Genomic DNA, 14,398 nt, shown 5'->3' with positions numbered 1-14,398 from the left:
CGCGGCGGCCTGGGAGAGTCAGGGCGTGTGGGAACTCGGGGTCGCGGCATTGGCGTGCCTGGTCGCGGTGGTGCTGGGCGTGCGGCTGGTTCGCGCGCGGCGCGCGGCCGCCCGTGCGCTGCAGCAGCGCAGATGGCTGCTGGAGCGCGAACGGGAAAGCGCCGCGCAGCAGGCGGTCGACGCCGAACGCGCGCGGATCGCCCGGGAGCTGCACGACATCGTGAGCCACAACGTGAGTGTGATGCTCGTGCAGGCCGGCGCCGCGCGCCTGGTGGTCGAGACCGAGCCCGCGCAGGCGGCCGAGGCGCTGCGGGAGGTCGAGACCGCCGGCCGCGACACGATGACGGAGCTGCGGAACCTGCTCGGCCTGCTCGCGCCGCCCGCCGACGGCGAGGAGCCGCCCGACCTCGCGCCGCAGCCCAGCCTCGCGCGGCTGAGCCCGCTCGTCGACCGGATCGCGTTCGCCGGGCTGCCGGTAGAGGTGCGTGTGTCGGGCGAGCCGCGGTCGCTGCCGTCCGGAGTGGACTTGACGGCGTACCGGATCATCCAGGAGGCCCTGACCAACGCGCTCAAGCACGGTGACGGGGGGAAGGCCGAGGTGACGGTGCGCTACACCGACCACTACCTGCGGGTCGAGGTGGTGAACAGCGGGCCGAGCGTGCTCACGGGCGGTTCGGCCGCCGCGTCCTCCTCGCAGGGGGAAGGGCGCGGCTTGCTCGGGCTGCGGGAACGCGTCGCGGCCTTCGGCGGTGACCTCGACGCGCGGCGCCGCCTCGGGGGCGGATTCCGCGTGCGCGCGCGGATCCCGCTGGAGCGCCCGTGACCGCCCCGCGCGTCGTCATCGCCGACGACCAAGGCCTGGTCCGCACGGGCTTTCGCATGATCCTCACGGCCGGCGGCATCGACGTGGTCGGTGAAGCGGCCGACGGGGTGGCCGCGGTGGAGCTGGTGCGGGAGCTGCACCCGGACGTCGTGCTCATGGACATCCGCATGCCCGCCATGGACGGTCTCGAAGCCGCGCGCCGCGTCCTGGCCGACGACGCGGGCTGCAAGGTGCTGATGCTGACGACGTTCGACCTCGACAGCTACGTCTACCAAGCCCTCGCCGCCGGCGCGAGCGGCTTCCTGCTGAAGGACGTGACGCCCGAACACCTCGTGGCCGCCGTCCGGCTCGTCGACACCGGCGACGCGCTGCTGGCGCCCTCGATCACGCGGCGGCTCGTGGAACGGTTCGCGGCGGCCGCCGCTCCGGCTCCGGCCGCGGCAGTTCCGCCGACGCACCGCGACCTGTCCGCGCTGACCCCGCGCGAGCTCGAGGTCCTGACGCTGCTGGGCCGGGGCCGGTCCAACACCGAGCTGGCCGCCGACCTCACCCTGAGCGAGGCGACGATCAAAACCCACGTCGCGCGCATCTTCGCGAAGCTGTCCCTGCGCGACCGCGCCCAAGCGGTGGTGCTGGCCTACGAAACCGGCCTGGTCTCGCCCGGGGACTCGCCGGTTTAGCCCTCGACCGCCTGCCGGACCGCCGGCACGACGTCTCGCGCGAAGCGCAGCACCTGGTCGATCGTCTGGTGCTCCGGCCAGAAGACGAACGTCGTGAAGGGCAGGTCGGTGGCCGAGCGCGTCAAGAACTCGGCCCACTGTGCCGCGTCGCCGCGCACGGGTTCGGCGCCGGCGGCGACATCGAGGGTGCCGGGCGCGTCGGTGATCGTGCCGACGACCTGGCAGATCCGCCGCACGTCCGACGGCTGCCGGCCGGCGGCCGCCGCGGCCTCGTCCAGGATCGCGTGGGCCGGACCCCACTTCTCGTAGGGCAGGTAGGACGGGATCGGCGCGGCCTAGCCGTCGGCGACTCGGCCGGTCAGGGCCAGCGCCTTCGGTCCCGCGCACCGGTCCAGAGCTCGATCGGGTGCGCGGGCCGGGGCCCGGGCACGAGACCGTCCACTGTGTAGTGAACGCCGCGGTGGTGGAGGGGCCGGCGGTCGGCGCGCCAGATCGCCCGCATGAGCTCGAAGGCCTCCTCGAGCGCGGCGTTGGCCTCGGCTCGCGAGCGCCGTTCGACGCCGAGGCGCTCGATCGCGTCCCAGTAACCGCCCGCGCCGACGGCGAGCTCGAAGCGCCCGGCGGACGTGAGGTCGAGCGAGGCGGCCGCCTTGGCGAGCATCGCGGGCGGGCGCAGCGGCAGGTTCGTCACGTCGGGGAACACGTGGATGCGGCGGGTGGCGGCCAGCAGAGCGCCCGCGAGCACGAAGGTGTCGAGGTACTCCGGCACGTACGGGTGGTCCTGGATGCCCAGGAACTCCAGCCCGTGCTCCTCCGCGGCCACCGCCAGCTCGCGATGCGCGCCGACGTCGAGGGTCGGCACGAGCGAGAACCCGAAAGCCAGGCGAGTCATGACGGTACCTTCCGGTCGAGGTGGTCACGAATTCTGACTATCATCGATAGTGACCACTGTCGAGACGGAGCATTCCGCGGGGAGGGGCTTTACTTCGGCGAGCCGAACGGCGCGTGCACCATCCAGACGCCGACGGCGGGCTCGTCACCCGCGTTGAACAGCCGGTGCGGGGTGGCCGAGTCGAAGTAGACGGAGTCGCCTGGGCCGATCTCGGTGGTGTCGAACCCGACGGTGACGCCGAGGCAGCCGCTGAGGACGTACCCGAACTCGTGTCCGGGGTGCGTCTGGCGCCGGCCCTCGGGGCACGACGCGCCGCCGACGTCGTAGGTGATCTTGAGGAAGTCGGCGCCGGGCACGTCACGCGGCGTGAGCCGCTCCCACGTGATGCCGCCTTCGAGCTTGAGCGTGCCGCGGGTCTCGCCCAGCTGCACCAGCGGCGCGCTGATCAGCTTCTGCGGCACCGAGAACTCGCCGGCCGCCACGGCTGCGCCGTTGCTCGAAGACAGGGCCGGCCGGCCGCGCTTCGGCTCCGGAGCCTCGGCCCGCTCGCCGGCGGGGTCGAACAGCTCGTCCACGGTCAGGTTCAGGTGCTGCACCAGCGCGTACAGCGACGCGACCGAGGGCCGGGCCTTGCCGTTCTCGATCTGGCTCACCAGGCTCACCGACACGCCCGCCTTGCGCGCGAGCTCGCGGGCGCTGATGCCCACCTCGGTGCGCGCCTGCCGCAGCCGCCCCCCTACCCCCGCGAGAACATCCGCCTGATCGCCTGCCGCCTGTGACGGTCGCACAGCATCGCCTCCCTCGAGGTCGAGGCGGTCACCTTCGTTCAATCTTGGTGGACACCAGGCCGGGTGTTCAGTGACCGTTAAACTCGCTTCGGGACGGGACGGGAACCGCGAACACCTCCGGGTGCTTCACCAGCTCCACGCGCGTCCGCCGGATGTGCAGCTCCAGGATGCGCTCGGCCGACGCGTGATCGCGTTGGCGCAGCGCCTCGATGAGCAGCCGGTGCTCCGCGCGGATGATCCAGCTGCGGCGTTCCCCGGCCAGCCGCGTGAAGGCCCGGCGGTAGTGCTGCGTGGTGTCCCACAAGCGGTTGAGGATCGCGGCGAGGTCGTGGGCGTCGTGGTGGCGATAGACCGTCCAGTGCAGCTGCCGGTCGAGCACGAGGAACTCCTCGACGTCGTCGGTCCGCTCGATGCGGTCCTCGAGCGCCTCCAGCTCGTCGATGTCCTCATCGGACAGCCGGGGCGCGGATTCGGCCAGCAGCAAAGGTTCCAGCCGCTCGCGCATCTTGTACGACAGCTCGCACTCGCGCACGTCCATGGACGTGACCCACGCGCCGGAATTGGCGCGCAGGGTCACCAGCCCTCGGGACTCCAGGATGCGCAGGGCTTCGCGGACCGGCAGGCGGCTGGTGCGCAGCTCCTCGGCCAGCTCGTCCTGGATGATGCGCGTGCCCGGGGCGAGGCGGCCGTCGAGGATCCGCGCTCGCAGCTCGTCGGCGACGCGCTGGCTCGCCACGCCCGCGGGTACGGCCACGCCGGTTCCTCTCAATCGAACGCCTCCGGACGGTGGTCGAAGGCCTTTCCGTTCGGATAGGACACTAGCTCACACTGCAGGCCCCACGGTGACAGGAAGTACACCCACCGCTGCCCTTCGCTCGCGCCGCTGCTGGTGGTCGGCTCGCCGAGTACACGCAGGCCGCGGCGGTGCAGGTCGGCGACCGCGGCGTCGAGATCCTCCACGTACAGCGCGATGTGGTGCCCGCCGACGTCGGAGTTGCGCGGCGGCACGGGGTTGCGCTCCGGCGCCTCGTACTGGAACACCTCGAAGATCGCCTTGCCGCCGAGCCGGTAGAAGTGCAGGCGCCGCATCACCGCTTTGTCGTCGACGCCGAGGTGCTCGCTCATCCAGCTGTCGTCGTGCTCGTACGGCCCGAGCCGGTACAGGTATTCGCAGCCCAGCACCTCGGTGAAGAACTCGTGGGCCTGGTCGAGGTCCGGCACTGTGAGGCCGAAGTGGTCGACGCCCGTCACTCCGGGGATCGGCATGAGCACACCTCCAATGGATCCATTCGCTTGCTTTTCATGGCTACTTGACGGCATAGTCTCCGTCAACCCTTTCGCAATGGATCCATTCGAAGATGAGGAGCCCTGATGGCCACTCACGAGTCACTGGTCGCCGGCGCGCCCTGGATCCGCCTGCGCGCCACACCGGAGGACTGGGACGAAGCCGCACCGGACCTGCTGCTGAGCCTGCTCGGGCGAGCGCAGTGGATCCGGTCGTTCGAGGAGTACGTGCTGGAGCTCGCAGGTCAGGGTCTCGTGCACGGCCCGGCGCACTCGAGCATCGGCCAGGAGGGCGGCGCCGTCGGCTCGATCTTCCCGCTGCGCAGCGACGACTTCGTGAACGGCTCGCACCGCGGCCACCACCAGTTCCTCGCCAAGGCCTTCGGCCACGTCGCCCCGGAGCCCACCGGGCTGCCGGCGATCGACGACGAGGTGCGCACGGTGCTGCGCCGCACGCTGGCCGAGATCTGCGGCCTGGCCGAGGGCTACGGCAGCGGGCGTGGCGGGTCGATGCACCTGCAGTGGCGCGAGGCCGGCGCGATGGGCACCAACGCGATCGTCGGCGGGGGAGTGCCGCAAGCCGCGGGCTTCGCGTGGAACCAGCGTCACACCGGCACCGACGCGGTCACCGTCACCTACTTCGGCGACGGTGCCGTGAACATCGGCTCGGTGCTCGAGACGTTCAACCTCGCCGCCGCGTGGAAGCTGCCCGTCTGCTTCTTCATCGAGAACAACCAGTACGCGGTGTCCACGCCCGTCGACACGGTCACGGCCGAGACCCGGCTCTCCGCGCGCGGCCTCGGGTTCCACATCCCGAGCTGGCAGGTGGACGGAATGGATCCACTCGCCGTGCACCTGGCGATGAGCGAGGCCGTGGCCCACATGCGCGCGGGCAACGGCCCGACCATCGTCGAGGCCGAGGTCTACCGCTACTTCCACCAGAACGGCCCGTACCCGGGCAGTGCCTTCGGCTACCGCACGAAGGAAGAAGAGAAGTCCTGGCGCGACCGCGACCCGATCGACCTGCTGCGCCGCCACGTCGTGCGCCGCGGGCTCGCCGACGACGACCAGCTCAAGGCGTTCGACGAAGAGATCACCCGGACGCTGCACGAGATCGGCGACAGCTTCGTCGAAGACGGGCCGGACGGCAAGCGCCGCATCAAGGACTCCGCGTGGCCGGACCCGACCTTCGTCGACGTCGGGGTGCGTGGCGATCTGTCCGAACTGGACGGAAGCCGATACGAGGAAGCCGAGTCCTTCAGCGGGGCGTTGAAGGAGCGCCGGTTCATCGACGCCGTCAGCGATGTCCTCGCCCGGCGGCTGGAGACCGACGAGCGTGTGGTCGTGCTCGGCGAGGACGTCGACCGGCTCAAGGGCGGCACCAACGGCGCCACGAAGAGGGCCATCGAAACGGCACCCGAGCGCGTGCTGGGCACCCCGATCAGCGAGAACGCGTTCACCGGTCTCGCCGGCGGCATGGCCATCGACGGCCGCTCGCGCCCGGTCGTCGAGTTCATGTACGCCGACTTCATGTGGGTCGCCGCCGACCAGTTGTTCAACCAGGTCGCCAAGGCGCGGCACATGTTCGGCGGGGCCGGCAGCGTGCCGTTCGTGCTGCGCAGCAAGCTCGCCGCGGGCACCGGCTACGGCTCGCAGCACTCGATGGACCCGGCCGGGATCCTCACCTCCGCACCCGGGCTGCGGGTCGTGGCGCCGTCGAACCCGTTCGACTACGTCGGCCTGATGAACACCGCGCTGGCCTGCGACGACCCGGTCGTGGTGCTGGAACACGTGGACCTCTACGCCACCACGGGCACCGCGCCGGTCGACGACTTCGACTACCGCATCCCCGTCGGCAAGGCCGCGCTGCGCCGCACCGGCGACGACCTCACCGTGATCAGCTACCTGTCCATGGTCGGGCACTGCCTCGAGGCCCTGGACGAGACCGGTGTGAGCGCCGACCTGATCGACCTGCGCTGGCTCGACCGCGCGAGCCTCGACTGGGACACGATCGAACGCAGCGTCCGCAAGACCAACCGGGTGCTGATCGTCGAGCAAGGCGCCATCGGCACTTCGTACGGCGGGAAGCTCGCCGACGAGATCCAGCGCCGCCTGTTCGACTGGCTCGACGCGCCGATCGAGCGCGTCACCGGCGGCGAGGCGTCGCCCAGCATCAGCAAGGTCCTCGAACGCGCGGCGATCGCGCGGACCGAGGAAGTGACCGCGGCGCTGCGGCGCCTGTCCGACTGACCGCAACTGCGACCGGCAGCGAGGAGTTCCAACGATGGCAACGCTGTTGCGGGTGCCCGAAGTCGCCACGGGGTCGACCGAGGCCGTGCTGAGCGAGTGGCTGGTGCCCGAGAACGAGGCGTTCGACGCCGGCACGGCGCTGGCCGTGCTGGAGACGGACAAAGCGGCCGTGGAGGTCGAGGCCGAAGCCGGCTCGACCGTGCTACGGCAGCTGGTGGACCGCGGGACGACGGTGGAGGTCGGCACGCCGATCGCCGTGCTGGGTGCCGTGGGGGAGGACGTGAGCGGGCTGCTGGCGGAGCTGGGTGCTTCGGCTTCGCCGAACGGTTCGGCTCAGTCCGAGCCGGCCCGGTCCGGGCCGGCACCGGCGGCGTCGAACGGTTCGCGCGAGCGGATTTTCGCGAGTCCCCTGGCGCGCAAGATGTTGAAGGAAGCCGGGATCGGGCTCGAGGAGGTGGCCGGGACCGGGCCGAACGGGCGCATCGTGCGCAAGGACGTGGCGGACGCGATCGCGCGTGCGGACCGGCCGGCACCGGCGACGCCACAGCCTGAACCGACCCCGGCACGCGAAATGCCCGTGGCCGAACCGGCCCCCGCCCGCCGTGAACCCGCGGCAGGCGCGGCGTTCACCGAGATCCCGCACACCCGGATCCGCCGCGCCATCGCGAGCCGGCTCACGGTGAGCAAGCAGACCGTGCCGCACTTCTCGGTGCGGCGCACCGCGCGGATCGACGCGCTGCTGGCTCTGCGCAAGCAGCTCAACGAGGTGTCGCCGGCGCGCATCTCGGTCAACGACCTGATCATCCGGGCCGTGGCCGTCGCGCACACCGAGGTGCCCGACGCCAACGTCATCTGGACCGAGGACGCGCTGCGCAAGTACGACTCGGTCGACGTCGGCGTCGCGATCGCGTCCGAACGGGGCCTGGTCACTCCGGTCGTACGCGGGGTCGAGAAGCTGGCGCCGAGCGCGATTTCGCGCCAGGTCAAGGGTTTCGCGACCCAGGCCGACGAGGGCAAGCTCAAGCAGCAGGACCTCGAAGGCGGCTCGATCGCGGTGAGCAACCTCGGCATGTACGGCGTGGACGACTTCACGGCCATCATCAACCCGCCGCAGTCGTCGATCCTCGCGGTGGGCGCCGGGAAACCCGGTGCGGTCGTGGAGGACGGCGAGCTGACCGTGGCGACGCAGCTCGCGCTCACGCTGGCGGTCGACCACCGCGCGATCGACGGGGCGCTGGCGGCCTCCTGGCTGGGCGTGCTGGTCGACGCGCTCGAACAGCCGCTGCGGCTGGTCGCCTGACCCGGCCCGGTTCCGCCCGCCCGACGTTCCGGCGGGCGGAACCGGGCTCCGGCCACTGGTACTCGCAGACGCCGGGCGTGTTCCTGCACCACGCGGGCCACACCCACCGCAACCACCGCACGATCAGCCCGGCGGCGCCGCGCGTGACGCTGCAGGAAGTGGCCGCGGCCAGGGAATACCCGGGCGGGTTCTCCATCCTGCGCCTGCACACCCACGGCTACGCGCTGAACTTCTACAAGTCCCGCAGCGGGCTCGCCCGCCAGTGGAGCGAGCGCAGCCGCCAGGAGATCATGGGGTACTGGCCGCAGTTCGCCTTCGGCACCACCGTGGGCGACCGCAATACCGTGGTCAAGCGCGACCTGACCGGGCTGAAGCGGCCGCACCACTGACGGGGCCGGTGCCAATGCCGGGGTTCCGGCGGTGGCATTGTCCTGTGTGGATTGTCGGTCAGTGTCGGCCGGACTGCCGTGGCCGCTGTCGCCACCGTGGTCGCCACCGCTGCCGTAGTACCGGTCGCCGGTCGCCTGCGCCCGGGCGTCCCGATCGTCGCCCGGCTCGGTCCCGGTGCCCCGCGTCGATCGCCGGCCATTGCGGCCGTCGTGGTCCGGTCCTCGGGATGCGGACTGTCCTCAGTGGACACGAAAGCGGCCGGCTTGGCCGCGGGCTCCGGCGGCCCTGCCCCCGCGACCGCCGTCACGATCCCGGCGGCCGCCACTGTCGCCGCGGCCACCCCGGCGACCCGGCGGCGGGTCCGCTGCGTGCTGTTCTGCGGTGAGTTCGTCCTGCCCTCAGTCGTCACGCCGCCCCGGGCCGGTCACCATCGTCCGGTGGTCCTGGTACCCCGGGTCACCAGCTTTCGACCCGGACACCCCGGTGCTCCCCATCGGACAGGAACAGCGCCACCGCCTCACCTTCGTCGCAGACGGCCGCGCGCTCCGCGCGAGTCAGCCGACGCAGCGGCGCCACCACCACCACCGTGCCCTCCTCGACGGTCCACGTCGCCGTGACGTGGCCGTCCACGAGGAGGACGCGGGAGCCCGCGACGGAGAGGTTGCGGTGGGCGTCGTCGACGATGCGGGTGCGGTCGGAGTAGCCGAGCAGCGCGTTGTCGAACGCGGGAAGGAAGCGGACGGGCGCCGGGGTGTCCGGGGCGGGGCGCGGGGCGTCGGGGAGGTCCAGCAGTTCGCGGCCACGGTCGTCGCGGAAGGACACCAGTTCGTCGCGCACCGAAGCGACGGCGGCGGGCAGCCCGGCGAGGCCGGACCACGCGCGCAGGTCGGCGGTGGCGGCGGGGCCGTAGGCGGCGAGGTAGCGGCGGACCAGCTCGGCGCCGACGACGTCGTCCGGGCGAGCCGGGACTTCGCGGCCCAGCCAGGCGGACAGCGGCAGGTACCGCACGCCCGCCTTCTGCCGCCACACCCCGCGCGGCGGCAGCTGCACCGCGGGCACGAGCGCGGCGACCAGCATCTCGCCCAGCGCGCGTGGTCCCGGCGCCGGCCAGCGGTCCGCCACGGCCCGCGCGAGCTCGGGCATGGACCGCGGTTCGCCGTCGGCGAGGACCGCGCGGCCCGCCGCGGCGAGCTCCGTGAGGTCGACGCCGTCGAGCTCGCGCCGGTAGACGCCGAGCACGCGCTGGCGCAGCATCGCGTCGTGGCGGGTGCGCCAGGCGAGGGCGTCGTCGGCGGTGACGAGGTGGACGGTGCGGCGCATGAGATGGGTCCGGACCACCTGCCGTCCGACGAGGAGGTCCGAGAGCTCCGCCGGCTCGAAGGCCCGCAACCGCGACCACAAACCCGTGAACGGTTCCTGCGGCTCCTGCGCCTGCAGCCCGCACAGGTGCGCGACGGCGTCGAGCGCGGGCAGGTCGGCGCGCTCCAGCAGGAGCTGGCGGGCGAGCGTCGCGCGGTTGAGCGCGCGACCGTCCAGCACCGTCACGACGCCTCGAGCGTTTCGCGCAGCAGGTCGGCGTGGCCCGCGTGTTGCGCGGTCTCGACGATCACGTGCAGCAGGACCCCGCGCACACTGCGCTCGGCTCCGGCCTCGTGCCACGGCGCTTCCGGCAACGGGTGCGCCGCCGCCAGGTCGGGCACGGCGGCGACGATCTCCTCGGTCCGCGCCGCGACCTCGTCGTAGCGCTTCAAGATGCCGGCGAGCGTGTCGCCGGGCTGCATGCTGAATTCCGCCTGGTGCTCGATCGCCCAGTTCGGATACTCGCGCGCGGTCCCGGCCGCGAAATCGGCCCAGGTCACGTCGTCGGGCAGCTCGTAGCTCATCGCCGACGCGCCTTCGACCGCGAAGCGCAGCCACTGCTCTTCCATCGACGCGACGTGCTTGACGAGCCCGCCGAGGCACAGCTCGCTGACGGTGGGGCGCTCGCCCAGCTGCTCGTCGGTGAGGTCGCGGACGCTCGTCTTCAGCGTCTCCCGAGCGCGGGCCAGCTGCGCGAGGAGTTCGGTCTTTTCGGTCATGACGTCATCGTCGCAAGGGAAGCGGACAGGATGTGGCCGCTTCTTCCATCATGATGAAACCGTGCCGAAGACCTCCGCCCGCCTCCTGGCGTTGCTCTCGCTGCTGCAGGCGCGCCGCGACTGGCCGGGTGCGGCGCTGGCCGAGCGGCTCGCCATCAGCCCGCGCACTGTCCGCCGTGACGTCGATCGCTTGCGGGAGCTGGGATATCCGATCGTCGCGACCAAGGGACCCGACGGCGGCTACCGCCTCGACGCCGGCGCGCAGCTGCCGCCGCTGCTGTTCGACGACGAGCAGGCCGTCGCGCTCGCCGTCGCCCTGCAGCTGGCGACCACCGCCGGCGCGGGCATCGAGGAAGCGGCCGCGCGGGCGCTGACGACGGTGCGCCAGGTGATGCCCGCCCGGCTGCGGCACCGGATCGACAGCGTCCGCGTGACCGCGCTGGCCCGGCCGGGGCCGCAAGTCGGCAGCGAGGTACTAGCGGCGCTGGGCACCGCCGTCCACGCGAGCGAGGTGCTGCGCTTCGACTACCCACCCGGCCCCGCGCCGCGGCGCGTCGAGCCGCACCACCTCGTCGCCCGCGGCGGCCTCTGGTACCTCGTGGCCTGGGACCTCGACCGCGGCGACTGGCGCGTCTTCCGCGCCGACCGCCTCACGCCCCGCACTCCGACCGGCCCGCGGTTCACCCCGCGCGAGCTGCCCGGCGGCAGCGTCGCCGCCTTCGTGACCAGCCGGTTCCAGGGCTCCGGCAGCGGCTGGCCCTGCCGCGGCTCGGTGATCCTCGACCTGCCCGCCGCGGCAGTGTCGCGCTACGCCGGGGACGCCGTCGTCGAGGAGGCCGGCCCGGACCGGTGCCGGCTGGAGCTGGGCTCGTGGTCGTGGGTTTCGCTGGCCGCCGCGTTCGGGCGGTTCGACGCGGACCTGGAGGTCGTCGGCCCGCCCGAGCTGGCGGAGGCGTTCGAGGTGTTGGCGAACCGCTTTCACCGTCATTGCACGAACTCCCCCCGGGGCGCTGAACTCGGTTTTCTTGCCGTTGGGGATGCAGCGGCCGCGATCATGACGCCTACCGATCCTTAAAGGACACCCCGCTGCGGTCGACAATCGATCAACGACAACGACAGCGACAACGAACGTGAACGGCCGCCATCACCCATGAGGAACGCGGCTTCCGGCAACACGGCGGCGCCTGAGAAACAGGTCATGGCTCTGATGCGGAGGGGCGTCGGATCGTTGGCTCCTCCGGTTGCAGGTCGTCAGGCGAAGTAGTGCCCTTCTTCGATGTCATCGATGAGGCCGGGGTGCGTCGGTGTCCACCCGAGCAGTTGCTGGGTGATCGTGCTCGATGCGGGCATGTCGGTGCCCAGGAGTGCCCCGAGGGGCATGCCGAACTCCTCTGCGGGGCGGGATTGCGCGGGCACGCCGACGCCGCGCCCGATCGCTTCGGCGATATCGCGAAAGGCGACTCCCTCGTCGCCCACGGCGTGCAGGACCGATCCCGCGGGTGCCTTCTCGATCGCGAGCCGGTACAGGGTCGCGGCGTCCTTGACGTGCACGGCGGGCCAGCGGTTCATCCCGTCGCCCACGTACGCGGAGACTCCGGTTGTCCTTGCCCGGGTGGTCAGCTGGGGGATGAAGCCGTGCTGCTCGCCCGTGCCATGTGCGGATCGCGGGATCATGACAAGGCTCACGCGGACTCCGCGATCGGCGGCGGCGAGGGCGGCCTGCATGTTCTTGATGCGCGCGGCGATGGGCCCCTCTGGCACCAGTTCGTCGTTCTCGGTGGCGGCTCGGCGCGGCACGGTGATGGTCGCGCCGGTGACGAGCAGCGGCTTGCCGGTGCCTTCGAGCGCGTTCGTGAACACGTCGATGGCGGCGGCGTCGGCCGGGGCGCCGCCGACCTGCCCGAGCTCGTGAGCGTAGGCGAGGTGGATGACGCCGTCGCTCTCTTCCGCCGCATCTCGGAGGATTTTGAGGTCGTCGAGGCCACCGCGGCGGGACTCGGCGCCCAGCTGCTCGATCGCGGCTGCGGCGGTGTCGGAACGAGCCAGGCCGACGACCTCGTGGCCGGCGTCGATGAGTTCGGGGACAACTGAGGATCCGATCCAGCCGGAGGCCCCGGTGACGAAGATGCGCACGTGATGCTCCCTGCAAGTGATGCGACTGTGTCGCATCAAGGCTAGCGATGCGACACAGTCGCGTCAAGGATCTGATGCGATGCCGTCGCATCGTTTATCGTGTGAGCATGAGCAGATGGGCGCCGGATGCGCGTGAGCGACTCGAGGATGCCGCGCTCGAGCTGTTCTCCGCTCAGGGATACGAGAACACGACGGTGGCGCAGATCGCCGAGCGTGCCGGCCTGAATCGCGCGACCTTCTTCCGGCACTTCGCCGACAAACGCGAGATCCTCTTCGGTCAAGAGGACGAGCTCGCCATTCTCTTGACCGACGCGATCCGCTCCGCACCGGCGGAAGCCGATGTGCCCGCTTGTCTCCTGTCCGCCTTGCACGCGGCGGACGCGAGGATGACAGCTGATCAGCGCCCTAGGGCCGTTCAGCGGCGCCGGATTGCCGACGCGAACATGGACGTGCGGGAGCGGGGACTGCTGAAGATCGCACGAACCACGGCAGCGGCGGCCGCCGCACTCACCGACCGCGGCGTCGACGAGCTGACCGCGCGCCTCGCCGCCGAGATGCTGATCCTTGCATTCAGCGTCGGCCTCCGCGAATGGATCAACACCAGCGACCACGCGAAACCGTTCTCGTCACACGCCGCGACAGCCCTCGAAGCAATCCGCGACCGCGCTGGACTGCTTCGAGACCCGGCGACGGCGAAAACGTGACTCTGCTTGGGTCTCGAGGGCGGCGAGTTCGGTGGGCCGGCCACGCCGACCGAAATCTCTGAGAGCCCGACGGCGCGGAGCCGCCTCAACCACGATCTCCGGCGCCTCCACAAGGAGGGCAGAGTTCGGATCGTGTGACCTCAGGCCCGCTTTCACGCCGGGGTCAGGCCGCGGCGGCGGCCGGCCCGCTCGCCAGCGCCTGAACCCGGTTGAACGGCCCGTTGTAGTAGTTCTGGTCGCCCGGCAGGCCGCCGGTGCGGGAGAACTGCCAGATGCTCTGCTTGTCCCAGCCCGCCGGCAGCTCGCCGATCTGCGGGGCGTAGCGCGCGAGCCACAGCGGATCCGTGTCGCCGAAGCGGTTCGTGTTGCCGGTGCAGCGTTTCCACCATGTGGTGGAGGTGTAGATCAGCGCGCTGCGGCCTTCCTTCGCGAGGTAGGTGCGCGTGAAGTCGGCGATCCAGTTGGTCATGTCGGCCGGGCTCTTGCCGTAACAGGCATCGCCGTACGGGTTGTACTCGATGTCGAGCGCGCCGGGCAGCGTTTTGCCGTCTCCGCGCCAGGCCCCGCCGTGCGCGATGAAGTACTCCGCCTGCTCCGCACCGCCGGACACGTCGGGCCGCGCGAAGTGGTAGGCGCCGCGGATGATCCCGGCGGCGTGCGCCCCGTCGTACTGCCCGCCGAACTGCGGGTTGACGAACCCCGTGCCCTCCGTCGCCTTGACGTAGGTGAACCGCGCGCCCGACCCGCTCGCCGCCTTCCAGTCGACGGCGCCCGTGTGGCCGCTCACGTCGTGGCCGAGCGTCTGGTCGACGTCGGCCCGGGCCAGGTCAGGACCCCCGTGCACCCCTTCGTGCGCCGCGATCTGCGCGCCGGCGTAGGTGTCCCCGGCGAGTGAGTAGTCGGCTGCCGGAGCGGCCGACGCGGGCGCCGTCAGCAGCCCTCCCGGCACCAGCACTCCGGCGACGATCAGCAAAGACCGCCGCCACCGGCCGCCACGGTCGTTTCCCGGCACTGTTCGCATTCCGGCTCCGATCCTGTCACGGGCAGGTCCGGTGATCATCGTGCCTCCGGTGTGG

Annotated in this window: 16 protein-coding genes; 7 read left to right on the top strand and 9 right to left on the bottom strand. The window is 71.6% G+C overall.

From position 1 onward, the window contains the following. Positions 1 to 25 precede the first annotated feature (25 nt). Both AB0383_RS05245 and AB0383_RS05240 read left to right on the top strand, forming a co-directional pair. Positions 26 to 823, top strand: coding sequence for a sensor histidine kinase (locus tag AB0383_RS05245; protein WP_366185313.1), 798 nt, complete (start codon positions 26 to 28; stop codon positions 821 to 823). Continuing rightward, positions 820 to 1,503 carry a response regulator transcription factor gene (locus AB0383_RS05240; protein ID WP_366185311.1) on the top strand — a complete coding sequence of 228 codons (684 nt, stop codon included), beginning with the start codon at positions 820 to 822 and terminating at the stop codon, positions 1,501 to 1,503. Before AB0383_RS05245 ends, AB0383_RS05240 begins: the two co-directional genes overlap by 4 nt. On the opposite strand, the gene AB0383_RS05235 is transcribed toward AB0383_RS05240, so the two are convergent. From AB0383_RS05235 to AB0383_RS05215, 5 genes are all read right to left on the bottom strand, one after another. After that, on the bottom strand, positions 1,500 to 1,739 hold the full coding sequence (locus tag AB0383_RS05235) for a hypothetical protein (RefSeq protein WP_364182416.1): 240 nt from the start codon (positions 1,737 to 1,739) through the stop codon (positions 1,500 to 1,502). The genes AB0383_RS05240 and AB0383_RS05235 overlap by 4 nt on opposite strands. Before the next feature lie 122 nt (positions 1,740 to 1,861). Further along, positions 1,862 to 2,395 carry an LLM class flavin-dependent oxidoreductase gene (locus AB0383_RS05230; RefSeq protein WP_366185309.1) on the bottom strand — a complete coding sequence of 178 codons (534 nt, stop codon included), beginning with the start codon at positions 2,393 to 2,395 and terminating at the stop codon, positions 1,862 to 1,864. 89 nt (positions 2,396 to 2,484) lie between these two features. Then, positions 2,485 to 3,183 (bottom strand): cupin domain-containing protein, encoded by a 699-nt coding sequence (locus AB0383_RS05225; RefSeq protein ID WP_366185307.1) that lies wholly within the window; start codon positions 3,181 to 3,183, stop codon positions 2,485 to 2,487. A gap of 67 nt (positions 3,184 to 3,250) precedes the next feature. Then, complete coding sequence (locus AB0383_RS05220) at positions 3,251 to 3,937, bottom strand: GntR family transcriptional regulator (protein ID WP_366185305.1); 687 nt, start codon at positions 3,935 to 3,937, stop codon at positions 3,251 to 3,253. A gap of 11 nt (positions 3,938 to 3,948) precedes the next feature. Beyond that, entirely contained in the window at positions 3,949 to 4,449 is a 501-nt protein-coding gene (locus AB0383_RS05215) for a VOC family protein (RefSeq protein ID WP_364182408.1), read from the bottom strand. A 105-nt stretch (positions 4,450 to 4,554) separates the two neighbouring features. On the opposite strand from AB0383_RS05215, the gene AB0383_RS05210 reads away from it, so the two are divergent. The 3 genes from AB0383_RS05210 to AB0383_RS05200 all read left to right on the top strand — a co-directional run bounded on the left by AB0383_RS05210 (position 4,555) and on the right by AB0383_RS05200 (position 8,406). Next, entirely contained in the window at positions 4,555 to 6,717 is a 2,163-nt protein-coding gene (locus AB0383_RS05210; RefSeq protein WP_364182405.1) for a thiamine pyrophosphate-dependent enzyme, read from the top strand. A gap of 34 nt (positions 6,718 to 6,751) precedes the next feature. Then, positions 6,752 to 8,017 (top strand): dihydrolipoamide acetyltransferase family protein, encoded by a 1,266-nt coding sequence (locus tag AB0383_RS05205; protein ID WP_366185302.1) that lies wholly within the window; start codon positions 6,752 to 6,754, stop codon positions 8,015 to 8,017. 77 nt (positions 8,018 to 8,094) lie between these two features. Then, positions 8,095 to 8,406, top strand: a complete 312-nt coding sequence (locus tag AB0383_RS05200) for a hypothetical protein (protein WP_366185300.1) — start codon at positions 8,095 to 8,097, stop codon at positions 8,404 to 8,406. Between the two features lie 457 nt (positions 8,407 to 8,863). On the opposite strand, the gene AB0383_RS05195 is transcribed toward AB0383_RS05200, so the two are convergent. Together AB0383_RS05195 and AB0383_RS05190 are read right to left on the bottom strand one after the other, a co-directional pair. Continuing rightward, positions 8,864 to 9,952 (bottom strand): winged helix DNA-binding domain-containing protein, encoded by a 1,089-nt coding sequence (locus tag AB0383_RS05195; RefSeq protein ID WP_366185298.1) that lies wholly within the window; start codon positions 9,950 to 9,952, stop codon positions 8,864 to 8,866. Then, positions 9,949 to 10,485, bottom strand: coding sequence for a DinB family protein (locus tag AB0383_RS05190; protein ID WP_364182397.1), 537 nt, complete (start codon positions 10,483 to 10,485; stop codon positions 9,949 to 9,951). Before AB0383_RS05190 ends, AB0383_RS05195 begins: the two co-directional genes overlap by 4 nt. Before the next feature lie 61 nt (positions 10,486 to 10,546). Between AB0383_RS05190 and AB0383_RS05185 the strand changes: the two genes are divergently transcribed. Continuing rightward, positions 10,547 to 11,560, top strand: coding sequence for a WYL domain-containing protein (locus tag AB0383_RS05185; protein ID WP_366185296.1), 1,014 nt, complete (start codon positions 10,547 to 10,549; stop codon positions 11,558 to 11,560). A gap of 176 nt (positions 11,561 to 11,736) precedes the next feature. On the opposite strand, the gene AB0383_RS05180 is transcribed toward AB0383_RS05185, so the two are convergent. Continuing rightward, complete coding sequence (locus tag AB0383_RS05180) at positions 11,737 to 12,618, bottom strand: SDR family oxidoreductase (protein ID WP_366185294.1); 882 nt, start codon at positions 12,616 to 12,618, stop codon at positions 11,737 to 11,739. A gap of 107 nt (positions 12,619 to 12,725) precedes the next feature. Between AB0383_RS05180 and AB0383_RS05175 the strand changes: the two genes are divergently transcribed. Next, the gene (locus tag AB0383_RS05175; protein WP_366185292.1) at positions 12,726 to 13,322 is read left to right on the top strand and encodes a TetR/AcrR family transcriptional regulator; all 597 of its coding nucleotides are present in this window, start codon (positions 12,726 to 12,728) and stop codon (positions 13,320 to 13,322) included. Positions 13,323 to 13,485: 163 nt separating this feature from the next. Here AB0383_RS05175 and AB0383_RS05170 read toward each other — a convergent pair whose 3' ends face one another. Next, positions 13,486 to 14,343 carry a lysozyme gene (locus AB0383_RS05170; RefSeq protein ID WP_364182386.1) on the bottom strand — a complete coding sequence of 286 codons (858 nt, stop codon included), beginning with the start codon at positions 14,341 to 14,343 and terminating at the stop codon, positions 13,486 to 13,488. Positions 14,344 to 14,398: the final 55 nt, after the last annotated feature.

The organism is Amycolatopsis sp. NPDC051373 (assembly GCF_040689465.1).
Classification (GTDB): domain Bacteria; phylum Actinomycetota; class Actinomycetes; order Mycobacteriales; family Pseudonocardiaceae; genus Amycolatopsis.
This window is presented reverse-complemented; position numbering and strand designations above follow the sequence as displayed.

Excerpts from the sequence above, each read along its gene's own strand:
- AB0383_RS05175 (WP_366185292.1), top strand. The coding sequence starts at position 12,726 with ATGAGCAGATGGGCGCCGGATGCGCGTGAGCGACTCGAGGATGCCGCG.
- AB0383_RS05170 (WP_364182386.1), bottom strand. The coding sequence starts at position 14,343 with ATGCGAACAGTGCCGGGAAACGACCGTGGCGGCCGGTGGCGGCGGTCT.
- AB0383_RS05205 (WP_366185302.1), top strand. The coding sequence starts at position 6,752 with ATGGCAACGCTGTTGCGGGTGCCCGAAGTCGCCACGGGGTCGACCGAG.
- AB0383_RS05190 (WP_364182397.1), bottom strand. The coding sequence starts at position 10,485 with ATGACCGAAAAGACCGAACTCCTCGCGCAGCTGGCCCGCGCTCGGGAG.
- AB0383_RS05230 (WP_366185309.1), bottom strand. The coding sequence starts at position 2,395 with ATGACTCGCCTGGCTTTCGGGTTCTCGCTCGTGCCGACCCTCGACGTC.
- AB0383_RS05210 (WP_364182405.1), top strand. The coding sequence starts at position 4,555 with ATGGCCACTCACGAGTCACTGGTCGCCGGCGCGCCCTGGATCCGCCTG.
- AB0383_RS05215 (WP_364182408.1), bottom strand. The coding sequence starts at position 4,449 with ATGCCGATCCCCGGAGTGACGGGCGTCGACCACTTCGGCCTCACAGTG.